A 17,554-nucleotide genomic window follows, 5' to 3' on the forward strand; every position below is an offset into this window, starting at 1 on the left:
CCAGTTCAATTTTGTTTTATTTTGATGAATCATTGTTCCCCTTCAAGGTAATTGAATGACTGATTATCTTTACTGCGCTTTTTCTTCCAGTTACTGTAGAGTTTTAATCCAAGTGAACCGAAAGTGAATATAAGGAATACTGCTGCAATCGGTGACGTCAAGAATGGCATGAAGTCCCCTTGTGACAGCATAAGTCCACGGCGCAAGTTCGTCTCAAGCAACGGCCCAAGGATGAAACCTAAAACAAGCGGCGTCAATGGGAATCCAAACTTGATCATTAAGTATCCAAGGAGACCGAAGAAGAAAAGTGCGCCAATGTCGAATACGCGACCATTTTCACCGTAAGCTCCGACCACACAAAGTCCAAGGACGACTGGCATAAGAATATTCTGAGGAACGCTCAACATCTTGACGAACCCTCTCATACCAAGGAACAGGAACAAAATCATGAACACGTTTGCAACTAACAGCGCAGCGAAGATCGCGTAAACAACATCTCCATTATTTTGAAGAAGAAGTGGTCCAGGCTGCAATCCATGTAGAACCAACCCACCTAATAGTAGGGCAGTTACCGTATCTCCCGGGATACCAAGTGATATCAAAGGAACAAGTGCCCCACCGATAGCCGCATTATTCGATGATTCGGATGCAACAACGCCATCCGGAATTCCTGTACCAAACTTCTCCGGCTTTTTAGAAGAGTTTTTCGCAGCCGCATAGGCGACGAGATTCGATGTTCCGCCCCCGATACCCGGCAGGATTCCAATTCCAATCCCTATCAAACTGGATCTAAACCAGTTCCAGCCTTGCGCAAGATACTCTTTAATAGTCACTTTGTAACTAATTTTCTTCATATTAACTTTTAGATTATCCTTAACCTTCTTCTCCGCATTGATGAGAATTTCAGAGATTGCGAATAACCCAATCAGTACCGGTAAAGAGAAAATCCAGCGTCAAGTGTCTTCGCTCCAAATGTAAACCGCGGAAACGCGTCAATCGGAGCAGAACCCACCATCGCAAACCCAATTCCAAGAAGCCCAGCCATTAACCCCTTCGGCAATGAATCACCAGACAAGCTTGAAATCAGCGAAAGAGCAAAAATAATGATTGCAAAATACTCAAATGGTCCAAACTGAAGCGCCACCTTTCCGAGTGGCGGTGCGATCATAATCAAAACGATAATGCTCAACAGCCCTCCCATGAAAGACGAGACGATCGCAAAGTTGAACGCCTTGCCCGCTTCACCATTCCGAGCCATCGGATAGCCATCAAATGTAGTCGCAATGGACGATGGTGTCCCAGGAATCTTCAGCAAAATTGCCGGTATCAAACCACCCGATACCCCACCAATATAAAGACCCATCAAAAGCGCCATTCCATCGATTGGATTCATCCCGAACGTAATCGGCAAACAGATTGCAATGGCCATCGTCGCCGTGAGTCCCGGAATAGATCCAAAGATCAAACCTAATGTGACTCCTCCCATGATGAGCAAAATGCCTTTAATAGTAAGAATTGATGCAAAGCCGCTTAGCAGTAGTTCAAACATATCCAACCCCCCTTATAGAAACCCGTTTGGCAGCATGACGTAAAACACATTGCGGAATACATAATAAATGGTGGCAGAAGAAACGACCGAAACAACCGCGAACAACAGCCACCTTCTCTCCGGTTTATCAGAAAGGATCATCATCTGAGTAAACATATACACTGCAGTAGTTATTAGAAAACCCACGAAAGGCAGCACTACAACATACACAGCCATCAGAATAAATGACAAGATGACCGGACGATAGGTAACCTCATCTTTCGGATCCTTCTCAACAACAGCATCAGCAGAGGATTCTTTCTCCCTTTCCGCCTTTACACTCCTAATTCCCTGAATAATGATTGCAATAGCCATCAATGCAATTAAACCCGCAATAATCTGCGGCATAAAAGCAGGACCAACCGCCGTTGACGTCAACTTTTTAAAACTCAAAGTCGCACTAAACATGATAACGCTTACAACCAATAGAAAAATACCCGACTGGACATCTCTAATTTTTGGAACCATTACAACACCCTCCCCCTTTCGAAGATTCTGTTAAATTAGGTTTATTGTAAGACAATTATATTGTACAGTCAATAGAAAATAGTAAATAAATATAAATAATATATTAGTAGTTGAGCTCGATGGGTAGTTTTATTGGTGGCTCACTTTTAAGGTATCTGTGCACGATACAATTATAACAATTCAACCACACGAATAAATACTCAAGAAAATTGAAGACGAATTTAGTATTACATTGAATCACTTTTTAATTTTATGTATATTCGATGAATATTCTTGATTGTTTGTCACACAGGTACCTTTACAATTATTAAGGTACCTGTGCACGACAATTTTATGACAATTCAATTGTGTGTATAAGTATCCACAAATCCAAAAACGAATCACCTAATACATGGAAGGTCCTTTTACTTTTGTGTATACTTGTTGAATATTCGCGATTGTTTGTCACACAGGCACCGTCACAATTAGCTATCACGCAGGTACGTAAAACAAAAAGAGGCCAATCATCGCATGCATGATTGACCCCACTTTTTAAAAACTAAATTTATAGTTCTACTATTATTGTTTCCGTAACTGCCTGCGGCCAGTCATAGCCTGAATACCTGAATTCCACATAAATTTCATACACGTTGCCTGCGTCTAAACCTATAGTTATAGTACTGCCACCGTTAATATAATACTCTTCTCCATTCACAAACACACGTATATCCTCGTACCCTTCTTCATTATCCCATGTTAATATAATTGAAGTATTTGTTGTGGTATAGCTAAGTTCTTTAACGTCAGGTAGCAATCCTTCTACATAGCCGATCATCTCTTGAAGCAGAATATCAAAAGTTTCTTTGAATTCATCAATACTTGAAAAACCTTCTTCTGGTCTTAAGTAAAACAGGTTATATGCAAGCCATTCAGCAAAAGGATAAAACTCTTCATATTCGTCATCAACGGCATAAAAATCAATGCCAAGTATATACGAATAGGAAGTTAAAAATTCAATTGGCTCTTCAGATCCCTCTGGATCAAAATCGTTTAATGCGGCCAACACCATTTCCGGATTCATACTTTCTCTTTCTATTAAATTGCTAATTGCGACCCAAATAGCTTCTGCTTTAGCAACCTTTTCCCCATCTGTTTCTTCCGGTAAATTCAAAGCCGCCAATAAATTAAACCAGCTTTCCTCCGTGTACACCCCAGAATCCCAAGGAACATTATTTTTCGCATCCATTAGATTCTGATCAATTAGAGTCACTAATTCGCTGATCGCATTCAAAATCGACTCGGTTTTTACAACCTTATCTTCATCCGTACCTTCAGGTAAATCCAAAGCCACCACTAAATTAAACCAGCTTTCATCGGTGTACAACCCCGAATCCAATGGAACACTATTTATCGCTTCCCACAGATTCTGATCAATTAGTGTCACTAATCCACTGATCGCATTCAAAACAGACTCGATTTTTACAACCTTTTCTTCATCCGTATCTTCTGGTAAATCCAAAGCCGCCATTAAATTAAACCAGGTTTCATCAGTGTACAACCCCGAATCCAATGGAACACTATTTATCGCTTCCCACAGATTCTGATCAATCACTGTCACCAATCCGCTGATTGCATCTAAAATCGCCTCAGTTTTAACAATCTTTTCTACATCCGTTTCTTCCGGTAACTCCAAGGCATTTCTACCATTAACCAGCTTTCTACGGTGTATAGTCCTGAATCTTCAGGAACATTACTCTTAGCATCCATCAGATTCTGATCAATTCGAGTCACTAATTCGCTGATCGCATTCAAAATCGACTCGGTTTTTACAACCTTTTCTTCATCCGTACCTTCAGGTAAATCCAAAGCTGCCATTAAATTAAACCAGCTTTCCTCAGTGTACAACTCGGAATCCGAAGGAACACTATTTATCGAATCCATTAGATTCTGATCAATTATTGTCACTAATCCACTGATCGCATTCAAAATCAACTCGGTTTTCACGACCTTTTCTTCATCCGTTTCTTCAGACAACTCCAAAGCCGCCATTAAATTAAACCAGCTTTCATCAGTGTACAACCCTGAATCAGAAGGAACACTATTTATCGCATCCATCAGATTCTGATCAATTATTGTCACTAATCCACTGATCGCATTCAAAATCAACTCGGTTTTCACGACCTTTTCTTCATCCGTTTCTTCAGATAACTCCAAAGTTGTCATTAAATTAAACCAACTTTCCTCAGTGTACAACCAAGAATTCCAAGGAACACTATTTATCGCATCCATCAGATTCTGATCAATTATTGTCACCAATCCGCTGATTGCATTCAAAATCCAATCGGTCTTTACAACCTTTTCTTCATCCGTTTCTTCTGGTAACTCCAAAGCATTTTCTACCATTAACCAGCTCTCTTCAGTATATAAACCTGAATCTGAAGGTACGCTATTTTTTGCGCTTGCCAAATTCCAATCAACTATTGTCACCAATCCACGGATTGACTCCAAGATAGCTTCCGTTTTCAGTATCTTTTCCTCATCGGTGCCTTCAGCCAATTCCAACGCAGTTATCAAAACCAACCAGCTTTCATCTGTGTATAATCCTGAATCATCAGGAACACTATTCTTAGCATCCACCAGATTTTGTTCAATCCGTGTCACCAATCCGCTGATTGCATCTAAAATCGCCTCAGTTTTAGCGACCTTTCTTCATCCGTTTCTTCTGGTAACTCTAAAGCGCTTTCTACCATTAACCAGCTTTCTACGGTGTATAGCCCTGAATCTGAAGGTACGCTACCTTTCGCGCTTGCTAAATTCCAATCAACAATTGTCACCAATCCACGAATTGCGTCCAAAATAGCCTCAGTTTTAGCGACCTTTTCTTCATCCGTTTCTTCCGGTAACTCCAAAGCACTCTTTACCATTAACCAGCTTTCCTCAGTGTATAGCCCTGAATCTGAAGGTACGCTACCTTTCGCGCTTGCTAAATTCCAATCAACAATTGTCACCAGTCCACGAATTGCGTCCAAAATAGCCTCAGTTTTAGCGACCTTTTCTTCATCCGTTTCTTCCGGTAACTCCATAGCACTCTCTACCATTAGCCAGCTTTCCTCAGTGTATAGCCCTGAATCTGAAGGTACGCTACCTTTCGCGCTTGCTAAATTCCAATCAACAATTGTCACCAGTCCATGGATCGCTTCCAAGATAGCTTCCGTTTTCACTATCTTTTCCTCATCGGTGCCTTCAGCCAATTCCAACGCAGTTATCAAAACCATCCAGCTTTCATCTGTGTATAATCCTGAATCATCAGGAACACTATTCTTAGCATCCCACAGATTCTGATCAATTCGTGTCACCAATCCGCTGATTGCATCTAAAATCGCACCAGTTTTCGCGACCTTTTCTTCATCCGTTTCTTCTGGTAACTGCAAAGCATTTTCTACCATTAACCAGCTTTCTACGGTGTATAATCCCGAATCATCGGGAACACTTTTCTTAGCATCCCACAGATTCTGATCAATTCGTGTCACCAATCCGCTTATTGCATCTAAAATCGCACCAATTTTCGCGACCTTTTCTTCATCCGTTCCTTCTGGTAACTGCAAAGCATTTTCTACCATTAACCAGCTCTCTTCAGTATATAAACCCGAATCTGAAGGTACTCTATTTTTTGCACTTGCTAAATTCCAATCAATTATAGTCACCAGTCCAAGGATCGCCTCTAAGATAGCTTCCGTTTTCGCTATCTTTTCCTCATCGGTACCTTCAGCCAATTCCAACGCAGTTATCAAAACCAACCAGCTTTCATCAGTGTATAATCCTGAATCATCAGGAACACTATTCTTAGCATCCATCAGATTCTGATCAATTCGTGTCACCAATCCACGAATTGCGTCCAAAATAGCCTCAGTTTTAGCGACCTTTTCTTCATCCGTTCGCTCTGGTAACTCCAAAGCATTTTCTACTACTAACCAGCTTTCCTCAGTGTATAGCCCTGAATTTGAGGGTACGCTACCTTTCGCGTTTGCCAAATTCCAATCAACAATTGTCACCAGTCCACGGATTGCGTCCAAAATAGCCTCAGTTTTAGCGACCTTTTCTTCATCCGTTCCTTCTGGTAACTCCAAAGCATTTTCTACCATTAACCAGCTTTCATCTGTGTATAGCCCTGAATCTGAAGGTACGCTACCTTTCGCGCTTGCCAAATTCCAATCAACAATTGTCACCAGTCCACGAATTGCGTCCAAAATAGCTTCCGTTTTCACTATCTTTTCCTCATCGGTGCCTTCAGCCAATTCCAACGCATTTATCAAAACGAACCAGCTTTCATCTGTGTATAATCCTGAATCATCAGGAACACTATTCTTAGCATCCCACAGATTCTGATCAATTCGTGTCACCAATTCGCTGATTGCATCTAAAATTGCTTCAGTTTTCGCAATCCTTTCTTCATCAGTTTCTTCCGGTAACTGTAAAGCATCTTCTACCATTAACCAGCTTTCTTCAGTATATAAAACAGAATCTGAAGGTACGCTATTTTTTGCACTTGCTAAATTCCAATCAATTATAGTCACCAGTCCACGGATCGCCTCTAAGATAGCTTCCGTTTTCACTATCTTTTCCTCATCGGTGCCTTCAGCCATTTCCAACGCAGTTATTAAAACCAACCAGCTTTCATCTGTGTATAATCCTGAATCATCAGGAACACTATTCTTAGCATCCATCAGATTCTGATCAATTCGTGTCACCAATCCGCTGATTGCATCTAAAATCGCCTCAGTTTTCGCGACCTTTTCTTCATCAGTTTCTTCCGGTAACTGCAAAGCATTTTCTATCAATTGCCAGCTTTTTTCGGTATATAGCCCCGAATCTTTAGGAACATTATCCATCGCATCCCTCAGATTTTGATCAACCCTCGTCACTAATCCACTGATTGCATTCAGAATAGCTTCCGTTTTTGCAACCTTTTCTTCATCAGATGACTCCTCTAAGCTCAAAGCAACTTCAATTCTCTCCCAACTCTCATCTGTATACGGCTCTGCAGAAATCGGAATGCCTGCTTTGGCTGAAGCAAGGTTTCTATCTACTTCAGAAATAGGCGGTATTGGGGGCGGACTTGGCGGTTGAACAACAGGCCGTGCTGTTCTCTCTCTCTCCCTATTTTCCGCATCTTTCTGACGTTGTCTTTCGCGTTCTCTCACGTTGCATCTCATCAAATCTATCCCGAGCCTCTTGTTCTAACGCTTCCCTATATCTTTCTTCCGCTTTTCGTTTGGCTTCCTCTGCGGCTTTTTTTTTCTCTTCTTCTTGTTGTTCTTTCCTTCTTAATAATTCTTGAAGCAACGCAGCATTATTTTTTTGCCTTTCTTCCATTTCTTGTTGTTGCGCAGCTTCCCTTTGTTTCCTTTCTTGTTCAATCTGCCTCTGCCTCTCCCGTTCCCTTTCGGTCATTATCCATTCTGGAAGATTATCAAGATTGATTGGATTTTCCAACGAACCGTTCACGTTTCGAATTAACTCAGCAATTGCTTCTTCTGATAAATTATTTGCACCCATAGCCGCTTTAATGATGTGCTCGACCAAAAATTGGAGATTCACTTGCATTCTTTGCAGTTCTTCTAAATCCATTTGAAGAAATCCTTCGGTACTATCGTTCTGTAATTGGTTTAACATTTCTTCAAGAAATTGTGCATTCTCTTTATCAATTTCATCTTTCATTCGAAGAATCTGTTCAATTATATTAAAGTTGATCTGTCCAATGAGATCATCAAAATTAATATCCCCTATAGATCCAATAGGGTCACGTGAATCATTAACAAATTCCCCTCCAGGATAAATCATGTCTTGAGCGGGTTGATTTGGTTCAATAGAGGATACGATACCAGTCAATACCCAAAGCGTGGCCATGCCAGTCAATGGATCAACACCCACTATAAATTGAGTGCCTTTTGCACCAATTTTCTGGCCTGGTGTATTAATTTCAAAGACATCTTCCGGGTTTCTATCAGGATTGACACTTGACAATACTGTGCCGGACCAAACTAATAGTTTGGTAATGTTATGACCCGCCTTTAAGCGCAAATCTGATATCACCAAATTGGCATTGTTGGTAATCGTTAATTCATCTTCCGTATCACTGATAACCAATTTGGCACTTGAAAAAGCTTCGGTTGTCACCCGATCGCCTTGCTGCAAACGCATTCCTGAATACGCCCTAACCGCTAAATTCCCGCCGGCCTTCATTACCCAAACAGTACCAACCACATCTTCTATCTTCGCAGTCCGATTTTCAACCGCTCCAACCGATTGCCCGAATCCCGACAACATAAGAATAGCCGCCAGAAAAAGGGCAAACAGCTGCTTTATCGGCTTGGTGGCCTTCACGAACTCATTTACCTCCCCTTCCTGAAATTTGTAAAATCAGGTTATCGTAGCTATCTGCTACATATAAATTCCCGCCAGAATCTATCGCGAGGCCTGCCGGATTTTCGAAACCTTGTGCAACCGTACGGATTTTTCCATCTTTCAATACCCGAATAGATTTATTCAAGCTATCTGCAATGAACAATCCATATTTCTCCGAATAGTACAGCCCTTTTGGAAAATTGAGTTGTGCATCGGCTGCAAACCCATTCAAAAAACCACCTTCTGCATATAGAGAATGGGTTCCCCTTGAAACTCCCTACAACAGTAGAAACCGTATTTGTCGAGAAATCGATGTAACGGATTAATTGATTTCCCGAATCGCTCACATATAAATTCCCTTTCGAATCAAGTGCGAGCCCGGATGGTTCATTGAATTTCGCATCGTTCAGCAAGCCATCTTTATAATCACCAGCCCACTCGACTTCACCTGGAAATACTTCCACAACCCGCTCAGATGCTGCGTTCAATGTCGACACTTCACCTTCAGCCGTTATTTTACGGATTATATGATTCAATGTATCCGCAACATATAACGTTCCATTCGCAGTTACAACGATTGACTGTGGAGAATAAAATCGGGCACTTTCACCGGCACCGTCTTCCTTTCCAATGAACCCATTACCAGCAAGAGTGGTAACCTGGCCGTTGTTTGATATTTTGCGGATTGCATGGTTTAGGGAATCAGCAACAAAGACATTCCCTGCGTCATCCGCTGCAATATCAATAGGTTCATCAAAGAAGGCCTTTTCCTTATCGCCATTGTAGAAACCACCTTGCGGCAACCCAAATTCGTTTAATTCTAAAGTCATTCCTGCAAACGTACTCACAACGCCATTGTGGATTTTCCGAATCACATGATTTCTACTGTCCGCTACAAGAATAGAACCATCAGGAAGAAGGGCAATACTGGTCGGCCCCGGAACGAAGCACTTTCTGCCTTCCCATCCACCAAGTCAAACTTGCCATTCCCCACGAATTTCAAAACCGATACAGCCGCCTCGCTCCTTGTAATAAATGAAGCAAACTGACCACGTGTGACAAATGAATTCGGTGAATATGTCGTTGGCGACGTACCGGAAGTGATTCCATTCACCCGAAGTGATTCAACATAGGGTGCAAACCAATCACCACTTGAAACATCCGAGAAAGGAGAATCATTCAGCGAGCCTTCCATAAGCCCAAATCCATCGTGAATAATTTTCGCCATCTGCGCCCGCGTCATCAAAACATTCGGTTTAAACGTCCCATCTCCAAAGCCCCCAATTACTCCTGCTTGTACCAGCGCCGCAATTTGTCCATAAGATGGATGAGTCGTTGGCAAGTCTCTAAAATTCGGGTTCTTAACGTTCAAGGTATCCAACCCCAACACAGAAGCAAGCATCACGGCCGCCTGCCCACGTGTAACAAACTCCCCCGGCCTAAACGTACCATCCGGGAACCCATTCACAATTCCCCTCTCACTCAGCTCAATAACAGACCCATAGTAATAAGCTTTCGCATCCAAATCACTGAATGGTATTCCATCCGCCTGCACAGCCGCTGGGGCCACAACCGCCCCCATCACCATGGCAGAAGCAATAGCAGAAAGGAACATTTTCTTCGACTGCAACAATTTTCAACCTCCTTTATCATATAGGTGTGCGAAGTATACTATGCCGGGGTATGGAAAAGGATACGCATTTTGGTGGAATTTGGGATGCTACATACTATTTACGTTGTGATACGATGGGGTTACGTTGCGATACGATGACTTTACGTTGCGATACGAAGAGGTTACGTTGTGATACAACATAACGCAACCCACATAAAACTCCACAAAAAAAGAGACACCATTAACGGTATCTCCAAATCAAATCATTTATTAAACGCCCCAATTCCCTCAACCACACCGCCATAACGACGGTTCCGACTTTGGAAATCTTCAATCGCACTCAAAAGGCATTCTTCATTAAAATCTGGCCAATATACATCCGTAAAATTGAACTCCGTATAAGCGAGCTGCCAAAGCATGAAGTTCGAGAGTCGGACTTCACCGCTAGTTCGGATCAACAAATCCGGTTCAGGCAAGTGGGAGGTCATAAGATTGGATTCAATAAGTGATTCATCAATATCCTCTGGGAGAATCTCCCCTTTTCTTGCCATTTCCCCAATCGCTTTTACCATATTTAACAATTCCAGGCGACTGCCGTAGTTCATTGCAAAGTTCAAAATCAGCCCGTCATTGTTTGCGGTTGCGTCCATTGCATCCTTGATGGCTTTTTGAGTATGGGTAGGCAATGCTGAAAAATCACCGATCATTTCTACCCTTACATTTTCCTCAATAAGTTCGGGAAGATATGTGGATAAAAACTCAACAGGAAGCTTCATAAGGAAATCGACCTCAAATCTTGGTCTCTTCCAGTTTTCGGTTGAAAATGCATATAAAGTCAACACGCGAATTCCAAGCCGATTCGCAAAACGTGTGATCTTCCGTACCGTTTTCATACCTTCATGATGGCCCATTACACGCGGTAGATTACGCTGTTTTGCCCAACGTCCGTTTCCATCCATTATGATGGCAACATGGAGGGGACAGTTTTCTGTCGTGCCTCATTAACACGAAAAGATAAAGTTTTTTCATCTATATCTGGTGTCTTCTTCCACCAAATCTTCTCAAGCATATTGTCCCTCCACTCTACTTTACTCTCCTACCAATTATCTTACGGCCACCTTTATTTATTTTAAAATATTTAATATTCACGATGATAGAGTCATATTGTCACTATATCATTCTTCTTGTCGAATTGGAATGCAATTTCATTTTTTTTAGTTTATTAGGCCTATTATTGTAGTAACTACTCTATGCCAAAATAAATATAAGTTATAAATACTAAAATGTAATCACATACTTTATAACTAATTAGACACTCCTACGGAAACTATTAAAATATGTCATATTTATTTGTCTACTATGTATTGACGCATCTACTTTCTATAGGTTCCCTTAAAAACAAAATTGTTGAAAACCTTTTTTCTGAATGGCGAACAAAGAATTGTACATTAACCAATCCACATTTAATAAATTCTAATCACGGCAAATCTGCTTTAAACTTCCCATTGAACCATTCAAACACCCATTACACGAAGAAAGTAATACATCCTAATTAATAATACCTATTCTGTCGACACTTAGGCATGCCACACTTCCACGATTCGACAAATACATGAAATTGGCACCGGAATCCGCTCCAATAAACGACAAATTCATCGCTCCATATACCTTTTACACAGCATTAATAGGCGCCAATGTCATCTAACAAAGATAGTAATTTCGACTCGTGATAAAATAGGTCGAAATTCGCTGTCGGAATAAAGTTACTAATTTTTATCACGCGCTATAGGTAAAACATCATGTAAGGTGTATAATAAGGGTAGAAATTATTTTATTTATTCTTTATTCTGTGTCCAATTTAGATAATTTTTACTAACAAAGTTTCAAAAGGGGGATCTTATGACAAAATGGGTAGGCAAATGGTTATGTAAGCTTTCCGGTTACCATCGGATGGACTACTATTCCAATACATGCAAGCGTTGCGGACATGTTAGACGGAAGGCTTAAGAAAATAATTGGGACATGGGGAAGAAAACAGTCCAGAAAGGTAAGCAAAATCTACCTTCTGGACTGTTTTTTCATTTGTAAAGGGTCCTGTGCAATTGTAGTCGTTTGATGCACAGGCACCGAAATAATTCGCAACACGAATAACTTTCCTTCATATTAAACCCCATCCCTGAATATTGTGCACTAATACAATTAAAAGGGAGGGATCATAATGGCTAAACAAGAAGACTTCGAAGTACTCACTCACGAAGATGGCGAGTATATGCTTTCTCCTGTTCCCGAATCGGAGCGACGTCCGACTTGGAAGCAGGTCATGGTATGGGTAGGTTTCGGGTATGTCGTGACCGGACTATTTGTCGGTGGTGTTTTAGCGGGATTTGGAGGACAACCAGGGGTGCCACCAGGAATGGCATTATGGGCAATTGGAATTGGAATGGGCGTTTTGCTTGTTCTGACGACGTTGTTAGGCATCATGGCACAAAAGACAGGATTGAATTTGGCTTTGATCAGCCGATATTCTTACGGTTCGATGGGAAGTAATTTACCTCTGTTCGTCATGGCATTATTAACTTTAGGTTGGTTTGCAAGTATCACAGGTATGGTTGGACAAATTTGGAGTTCATTGATTGGTAATCCTACAGGGATAACTGTATTCGATCCGGCCGTTTTGGGCTATAAGGATATTCCTGCAATTACACTGGAAAATTTCTTGGCATGCGCTGTTTTTGGACTCATTTTCACCTATACCGCCTATAAGGGAATGAAGGCAATTGAAGCGGTGGCAATTCCTGTTGCTCCTGTTATCCTAATCATCGCAGTCATCGTTGGAGTTGGTATGTTGAATGAAGGCGGTGGGATGGGAAGCTTTTTATCGGAGGCCAATAAAATCGGTGGTCTTGGAATGGGAAGTGCCATCACAATTGTTATGGGTAGCTGGATTGCCGGAGTCGTAATGGGAGTCGATCTTTTCCGGTTCAATAAATCCATAAAAGCGGTATTTGCGGGTGCAGTCGCCTGTTTCGTCCTCACAAATCCATTGCTCAACATCGTAGGCTATATCGGCGCTGTTTCAGTTGGTCAATTCAACTATGTTGAATGGATGATTGATAAGGGTATTCTGTTCGCACTTATTGGAGTTTTTGCGTGGACTACGTCCTTATGGACAACAAATAATGCAGAACTATACTGTAATTCGCTTTATGTAGGTCCTGTTATTTCATCCTATAAGAAGAAAGCAAACCGGCAGAAGATTGTTTTGATTACTGGAGTGGTCGGTACGATCATCGGTTCATTGGCGTTTTATCAGATCTTTTTCGCGGATTTCATCACAATCCTTGGTGCCGGTTTCCTTCCATTGGCGGGTCCACTAATTGCGGACTATTTCATCGTTAAGAAAGGTTCCTATAAGGTCGAGGAACTTAATTCTCAGGCGAAATATAAAATGGCAGGCATCATTTCATTCCTAATCGGCGCTGTTTTAGGATTGGTGTTCGAGTACGCACTCGTTTTGCCATTCGGCTTACCTTCAGGGCTCGTTGCTTTGCTCATCACAATAGCACTCTATCCGATCATTTACCGTTTCACAGCTGATTCAAAAAATCCCACTGCAGAAGCCTAAAAGAATGGAGGAATTACTCATGATAACTATCGGAACAAATATGACCTATCACCAATTTAAACAAGCCAAAATCGATAAGGTAGTTTTTGGTGTCGGCGCATTCGAAACTCATGGCAGCCATATGCCATTCGGAACCGATGCCCTCATCTCCAATATCCTTTCTGAAAAACTGGCGCAACGTGTAGATGGAATGATGGTTTTGCCGCCAATCAATTATGGATTAAGCGAGCATTACAATGACCTGCCCTTCACAATCAGCCTTAAGCCGGATACGATTGTCAATGTCATTAAAGAGGTTTTGCAGGAAATCGTGAGGAATGGAATTACTAAAATATTGATTATAAACGGGCATGACGGCAACATCGCGCCAATAGAATTAGCTGCGAGGGCTGTTAAAGTAGAGCATCCGGATGTTACGATTGCTTCATTTAATGACTGGTGGGTTGCTGCCGGGAAAATGGTGCCAGAGAATTTCTTCGAGAAATGGAATGGATTGGGGCATGCCGGAGAATGTGAAACATCGATGGGATTAGCTCTTTTCGAAGATTTAATACAAATGGAACATGCCGTCGGGGTTATCCCCGACTTGCCTGAGCACGTTGAAATAAAATGGCGATTTGAAGAATTGACCAACACTGGCGCATCCGGAGATCCAAGTGTTGCAACAGTGGAAAAAGGTAAGAAACTTGAGGAAGTCGTCCTCGATGTATTAGAGGATTTCGTGAGATCGATGGATGAAAACGGGTGGCAGTACGCGTCCAAAAAAGCACATTAATGAAAAGAGATTTGGAAGTCAATCAAAACGATGCTTGGTTGACTTCCTTTTTTATGTAAATTAAGTGACCTTCGAAGCTGTCATCTAACTTTATAAAAACTGAAGTCTCTAAGAATGAACCAAACTAACCTTATCATCTTCATCGTTTAACGAAGCGAGTTCCGTCGCGATAATTTTTGAGGCCTGTTTATTAAAAATAGCCGATTGCCAAAAATACATATCTATAAGTTTCATAGGAGTAAAACCACTATCCAAGTAGGGCTCAAACTCCATTTTATACGTATTATAAAAACGTACTATTTCAATTAAAGATTCCTTGGTAAGAGAACTTTTCATGCTGTGCAATCTTAAACCTTTTCTGAAATAGCGGTCGAATGCAGGAATATTACCAAACACCCCCATCAGAATCTTAGTAACAAGTGTATCCGAAACATTGAACTCCTCATAACACGCACGAGTCTCGTTCACCAACTCCATCAAAGTCTCTACATGTTCCTCATCCGTCAATTGTCTTGAGTAAAAAGCTGTGTAATTGGTATTCCCAGCAACCGTCCTAACAAATTCCAAGTGAATCTTATAGTCCTTTTGTATCAGCTTGGAACTTCCTCGCATCATCCCCCAACTCGCTAAGTAAAAACCTATATGCAATGCAGCGACATCCTGGACAAATTCCTCATGCAAACGCTGATGATTGTTCGCAAAAAAGCTGTGGCAATGATGCCATGAATTATATCGATGATGTATATCCTCCGTCGCCGGCTCAATATACATATCCAACATTTCCTTAATCATCTGACTTCCACTCCCGGTAAATTTCTACTTAATCCCCTTCTAAGTACTTATATTCGACAAAGGAGTGGAAAGTCCTTCCTGTCTTTCTTCCTAATTTTGTATTAAAAATGCAAATCTATCGTAAGGTAAGACACTAATATGACAATTCATCAATATGAGCATACATGTAATAAATGATCTACGAAACGTTGATGGTATTGTATTCTCGATTGTTCGTTACACAACCGTCACAATTCCAATCTACATTGTGAAACAATCAAAAAAAGCAACAAGCACCCAAACAATTACAATCGTTCGGGTGCCTGTCACTTATCTCACACGCTGACCATATGTCTCAAATTTCTTCTGCATCAACGTCATTTCATTCTCACCTAAAATAACCGGTTCCCCAATACTTTTCGTTCGATAATAAAGCTCTGCACAGAACTCTATCTCCTCCGCGATATTAAATGCATGGTCGATATCATTGCCGCCTGCCAACAATCCATGGTTGGCAAGCAAGACAGCACGCCGATCTCGCATGGCCTCAAATGAGTTGACTGCAAGTTCCGGAGAACCGTATGTTGCATACTTAGCACATCGGACATTATTTCCCGCGAAAGCGACTAAATAATGTACCGCGGGTAATTCCCAGTTCATACAGGAAATTGTCGTTGCATAGTTAGAATGTGTATGGACAACCGCCTGTATGTCATCTCTTTTGTTATAGTAGATCAAGTGCATCGATACTTCACTTGAAGGCGTGCGGTTTCCGTCAACGACATTTCCATTCAAATCAATGACGACGACATCTTCCGGAGTAATATCGAAATAATTCATTCCACTTGGTGAAATTGCGACCAATTGTTTTTCCCTGTTGAAGATACTTAGATTCCCGCCAGTTCCTGTTGTTAATTGATTCACGATTAACTTCTGTCCATATTCCATGACCAAAGTCCGTTCTTTTTCTAATAACATTTTCACAACCCCTTACACATTCTTATTCACTTCTATAGCTGTTTGGGGTACTTTTTTTTCCCAAGACGTGGCACGTTGAAAACGATTGCCAGTATTCCGAAGAACAAAATAAGGAATGGATAGATCGAATACGGCATAATGCTTAGCGGCGAAATAGAAGCGATTCCCGCAGCAACTAACATCTGACCGCCATACGGTACCATGCCTTGCCATGCACATGAGAAAATATCCAGTATACTCGCAGACCTTCTGGGTCGATATCATATTCATCCGCGATATCCTTCGCCAACGGCCCCGTCATAACAATGGAAATTGTATTATTTGCTGTTGCAATATCCGCAACACTTACTAACCCAGCTATTCCAAACTCGGCACCCTTTTTGGATTTGATTTTGCTGGTGATCGTATAAAGCATATAGTCGATTCCGCCGTTATGTTTTATGATTTCAACGATACCGCCTATCAAAATCGCAATCATTGCCAAGTCTTCCATTCCCATAATCCCTTCGCCCATTAGCCCGAAAAAGCCATAAACCCCAAATGAGCCGTCAATTATCCCGATAATCCCTGCAAATACTGTCCCGCCAATCAAGACTAACATCACATTCACGCCCATCAAGGCGACAACAAGTACGGCCAAGTACGGAAGAACCTTAACTAAATTATAAGAAAGGTCCCCTCCAATATTTGCAGAACTTCCTGCAGTTGCAATGCCAAGGAGGATGGCAGTCACAATAGCCGCAGGTAAAACGATGATGAAGTTCACCTTGAATTTATCACTCATCTGGGTACCTTGTGTTCGTACAGCCGCAATCGTCGTATCTGATATCATGGAAAGATTGTCCCCAAACATCGCTCCACCGATAACAGCACCCATTGCAAGCGCAGGAGAAATTCCAGCCTGTTGTGCAACTCCGAAAGCAATTGGAGCCAATGCGACAACAGTACCCATTGAAGTCCCCATTGATAATGAAATAAAACACCCAATGACGAAAATCCCGACAATCAATAGGTTCGCGGGAATCACAGATAACCCGAGATTCACCGTGGAATCGACTGCCCCCATCCCTCAAGCAACAGAAGCAAATGCGCCGGCAAGGATAAAGATGATCGCCATTAAAATAATATTAGGATGACCGCCGCCTTTTGTGAAAATATCAACCTTTGTAGATAGTTTTTCTTTCCGATTCATCGCCAATGCCACTACCCCAGCAATGACAAATGCAACGATTACCGGCATCTTTCCAAAGTCATTTGTAATCAAGGCCGTGCCGATGAATAGCAATAAAAATACAAATAGTGGCAGCAAAGCCCATGGGTTCCCCTTACTCAACTTCGTTTTCATTTCTCCCA

General features: G+C 41.5%; 12 protein-coding genes and 3 pseudogenes. 2 read left to right on the forward strand and 13 right to left on the reverse strand.

The features are described from left to right. Window positions 1–29: 29 nt before the first annotated feature. The 10 genes and pseudogenes from QNH10_RS19000 to uppS form a co-directional block, all read right to left on the reverse strand. Window positions 30–1,549, reverse strand: a pseudogene (locus QNH10_RS19000) (tripartite tricarboxylate transporter permease). Window positions 1,550–1,561: 12 nt separating this feature from the next. Beyond that, entirely contained in the window at window positions 1,562–2,056 is a 495-nt protein-coding gene (locus QNH10_RS19005) for a tripartite tricarboxylate transporter TctB family protein (protein ID WP_283732811.1), read from the reverse strand. 544 nt (window positions 2,057–2,600) lie between these two features. After that, window positions 2,601–3,728: a hypothetical protein gene (locus tag QNH10_RS19010; protein WP_283732812.1), complete on the reverse strand. Its 1,128-nt coding sequence runs from the start codon at window positions 3,726–3,728 to the stop codon at window positions 2,601–2,603. Further along, a complete protein-coding gene (locus QNH10_RS19015) occupies window positions 3,701–4,696 on the reverse strand; it encodes a hypothetical protein (protein WP_283732813.1) in 996 nt (331 codons plus the stop codon). Before QNH10_RS19015 ends, QNH10_RS19010 begins: the two co-directional genes overlap by 28 nt. Window positions 4,697–4,713: 17 nt before the next feature. Further along, window positions 4,714–7,236, reverse strand: coding sequence for a hypothetical protein (locus QNH10_RS19020; RefSeq protein ID WP_283732814.1), 2,523 nt, complete (start codon window positions 7,234–7,236; stop codon window positions 4,714–4,716). Beyond that, entirely contained in the window at window positions 7,193–8,236 is a 1,044-nt protein-coding gene (locus QNH10_RS19025; protein ID WP_283732815.1) for a FecR domain-containing protein, read from the reverse strand. The genes QNH10_RS19020 and QNH10_RS19025 overlap by 44 nt, the downstream gene beginning before the upstream one ends. Before the next feature lie 187 nt (window positions 8,237–8,423). Beyond that, the gene (locus QNH10_RS19030) at window positions 8,424–8,603 is read right to left on the reverse strand and encodes a hypothetical protein (RefSeq protein ID WP_283732816.1); all 180 of its coding nucleotides are present in this window, start codon (window positions 8,601–8,603) and stop codon (window positions 8,424–8,426) included. Continuing rightward, on the reverse strand, window positions 8,587–9,366 hold the full coding sequence (locus QNH10_RS19035; protein ID WP_430541132.1) for an NHL repeat-containing protein: 780 nt from the start codon (window positions 9,364–9,366) through the stop codon (window positions 8,587–8,589). Before QNH10_RS19035 ends, QNH10_RS19030 begins: the two co-directional genes overlap by 17 nt. Beyond that, the gene (locus tag QNH10_RS19040; protein WP_283732818.1) at window positions 9,333–10,073 is read right to left on the reverse strand and encodes an S-layer homology domain-containing protein; all 741 of its coding nucleotides are present in this window, start codon (window positions 10,071–10,073) and stop codon (window positions 9,333–9,335) included. The genes QNH10_RS19035 and QNH10_RS19040 overlap by 34 nt, the downstream gene beginning before the upstream one ends. Window positions 10,074–10,315: 242 nt before the next feature. Further along, a pseudogene (gene uppS / locus QNH10_RS19045) lies at window positions 10,316–11,121 on the reverse strand (undecaprenyl pyrophosphate synthase). Window positions 11,122–12,270: 1,149 nt separating this feature from the next. Between uppS and QNH10_RS19050 the strand changes: the two are divergent. Together QNH10_RS19050 and QNH10_RS19055 are read left to right on the forward strand one after the other, a co-directional pair. Further along, the gene (locus QNH10_RS19050) at window positions 12,271–13,677 is read left to right on the forward strand and encodes a purine-cytosine permease family protein (RefSeq protein ID WP_283732819.1); all 1,407 of its coding nucleotides are present in this window, start codon (window positions 12,271–12,273) and stop codon (window positions 13,675–13,677) included. 19 nt (window positions 13,678–13,696) lie between these two features. Continuing rightward, window positions 13,697–14,452: a creatininase family protein gene (locus QNH10_RS19055; RefSeq protein ID WP_283732820.1), complete on the forward strand. Its 756-nt coding sequence runs from the start codon at window positions 13,697–13,699 to the stop codon at window positions 14,450–14,452. 108 nt (window positions 14,453–14,560) lie between these two features. Here QNH10_RS19055 and QNH10_RS19060 read toward each other — a convergent pair whose 3' ends face one another. The 3 genes and pseudogenes from QNH10_RS19060 to QNH10_RS19070 all read right to left on the reverse strand — a co-directional run bounded on the left by QNH10_RS19060 (window position 14,561) and on the right by QNH10_RS19070 (window position 17,546). Continuing rightward, window positions 14,561–15,244, reverse strand: coding sequence for a hypothetical protein (locus tag QNH10_RS19060; RefSeq protein WP_283732821.1), 684 nt, complete (start codon window positions 15,242–15,244; stop codon window positions 14,561–14,563). A 309-nt stretch (window positions 15,245–15,553) separates the two neighbouring features. After that, window positions 15,554–16,201, reverse strand: a complete 648-nt coding sequence (locus QNH10_RS19065; RefSeq protein WP_283732822.1) for an L-fuculose-phosphate aldolase — start codon at window positions 16,199–16,201, stop codon at window positions 15,554–15,556. A 32-nt stretch (window positions 16,202–16,233) separates the two neighbouring features. Next, window positions 16,234–17,546: pseudogene (locus QNH10_RS19070) on the reverse strand (Na+/H+ antiporter NhaC family protein). Window positions 17,547–17,554: the final 8 nt, after the last annotated feature.

It is taken from the genome of Sporosarcina thermotolerans (genome assembly GCF_030067815.1).
In the GTDB taxonomy this organism is placed as follows: Bacteria; Bacillota; Bacilli; order Bacillales_A; family Planococcaceae; genus Sporosarcina; species Sporosarcina thermotolerans.

What these genes read in the sequence shown, in the direction of transcription:
- QNH10_RS19050 (WP_283732819.1), top strand. Translation starts at nt 12,271, where the DNA reads ATGGCTAAACAAGAAGACTTCGAAGTACTCACTCACGAAGATGGCGAG.
- QNH10_RS19060 (WP_283732821.1), bottom strand. Translation starts at nt 15,244, where the DNA reads ATGATTAAGGAAATGTTGGATATGTATATTGAGCCGGCGACGGAGGAT.
- QNH10_RS19025 (WP_283732815.1), bottom strand. Translation starts at nt 8,236, where the DNA reads ATGCGTTTGCAGCAAGGCGATCGGGTGACAACCGAAGCTTTTTCAAGT.
- QNH10_RS19005 (WP_283732811.1), bottom strand. Translation starts at nt 2,056, where the DNA reads ATGGTTCCAAAAATTAGAGATGTCCAGTCGGGTATTTTTCTATTGGTT.
- QNH10_RS19065 (WP_283732822.1), bottom strand. Translation starts at nt 16,201, where the DNA reads ATGTTATTAGAAAAAGAACGGACTTTGGTCATGGAATATGGACAGAAG.
- QNH10_RS19055 (WP_283732820.1), top strand. Translation starts at nt 13,697, where the DNA reads ATGATAACTATCGGAACAAATATGACCTATCACCAATTTAAACAAGCC.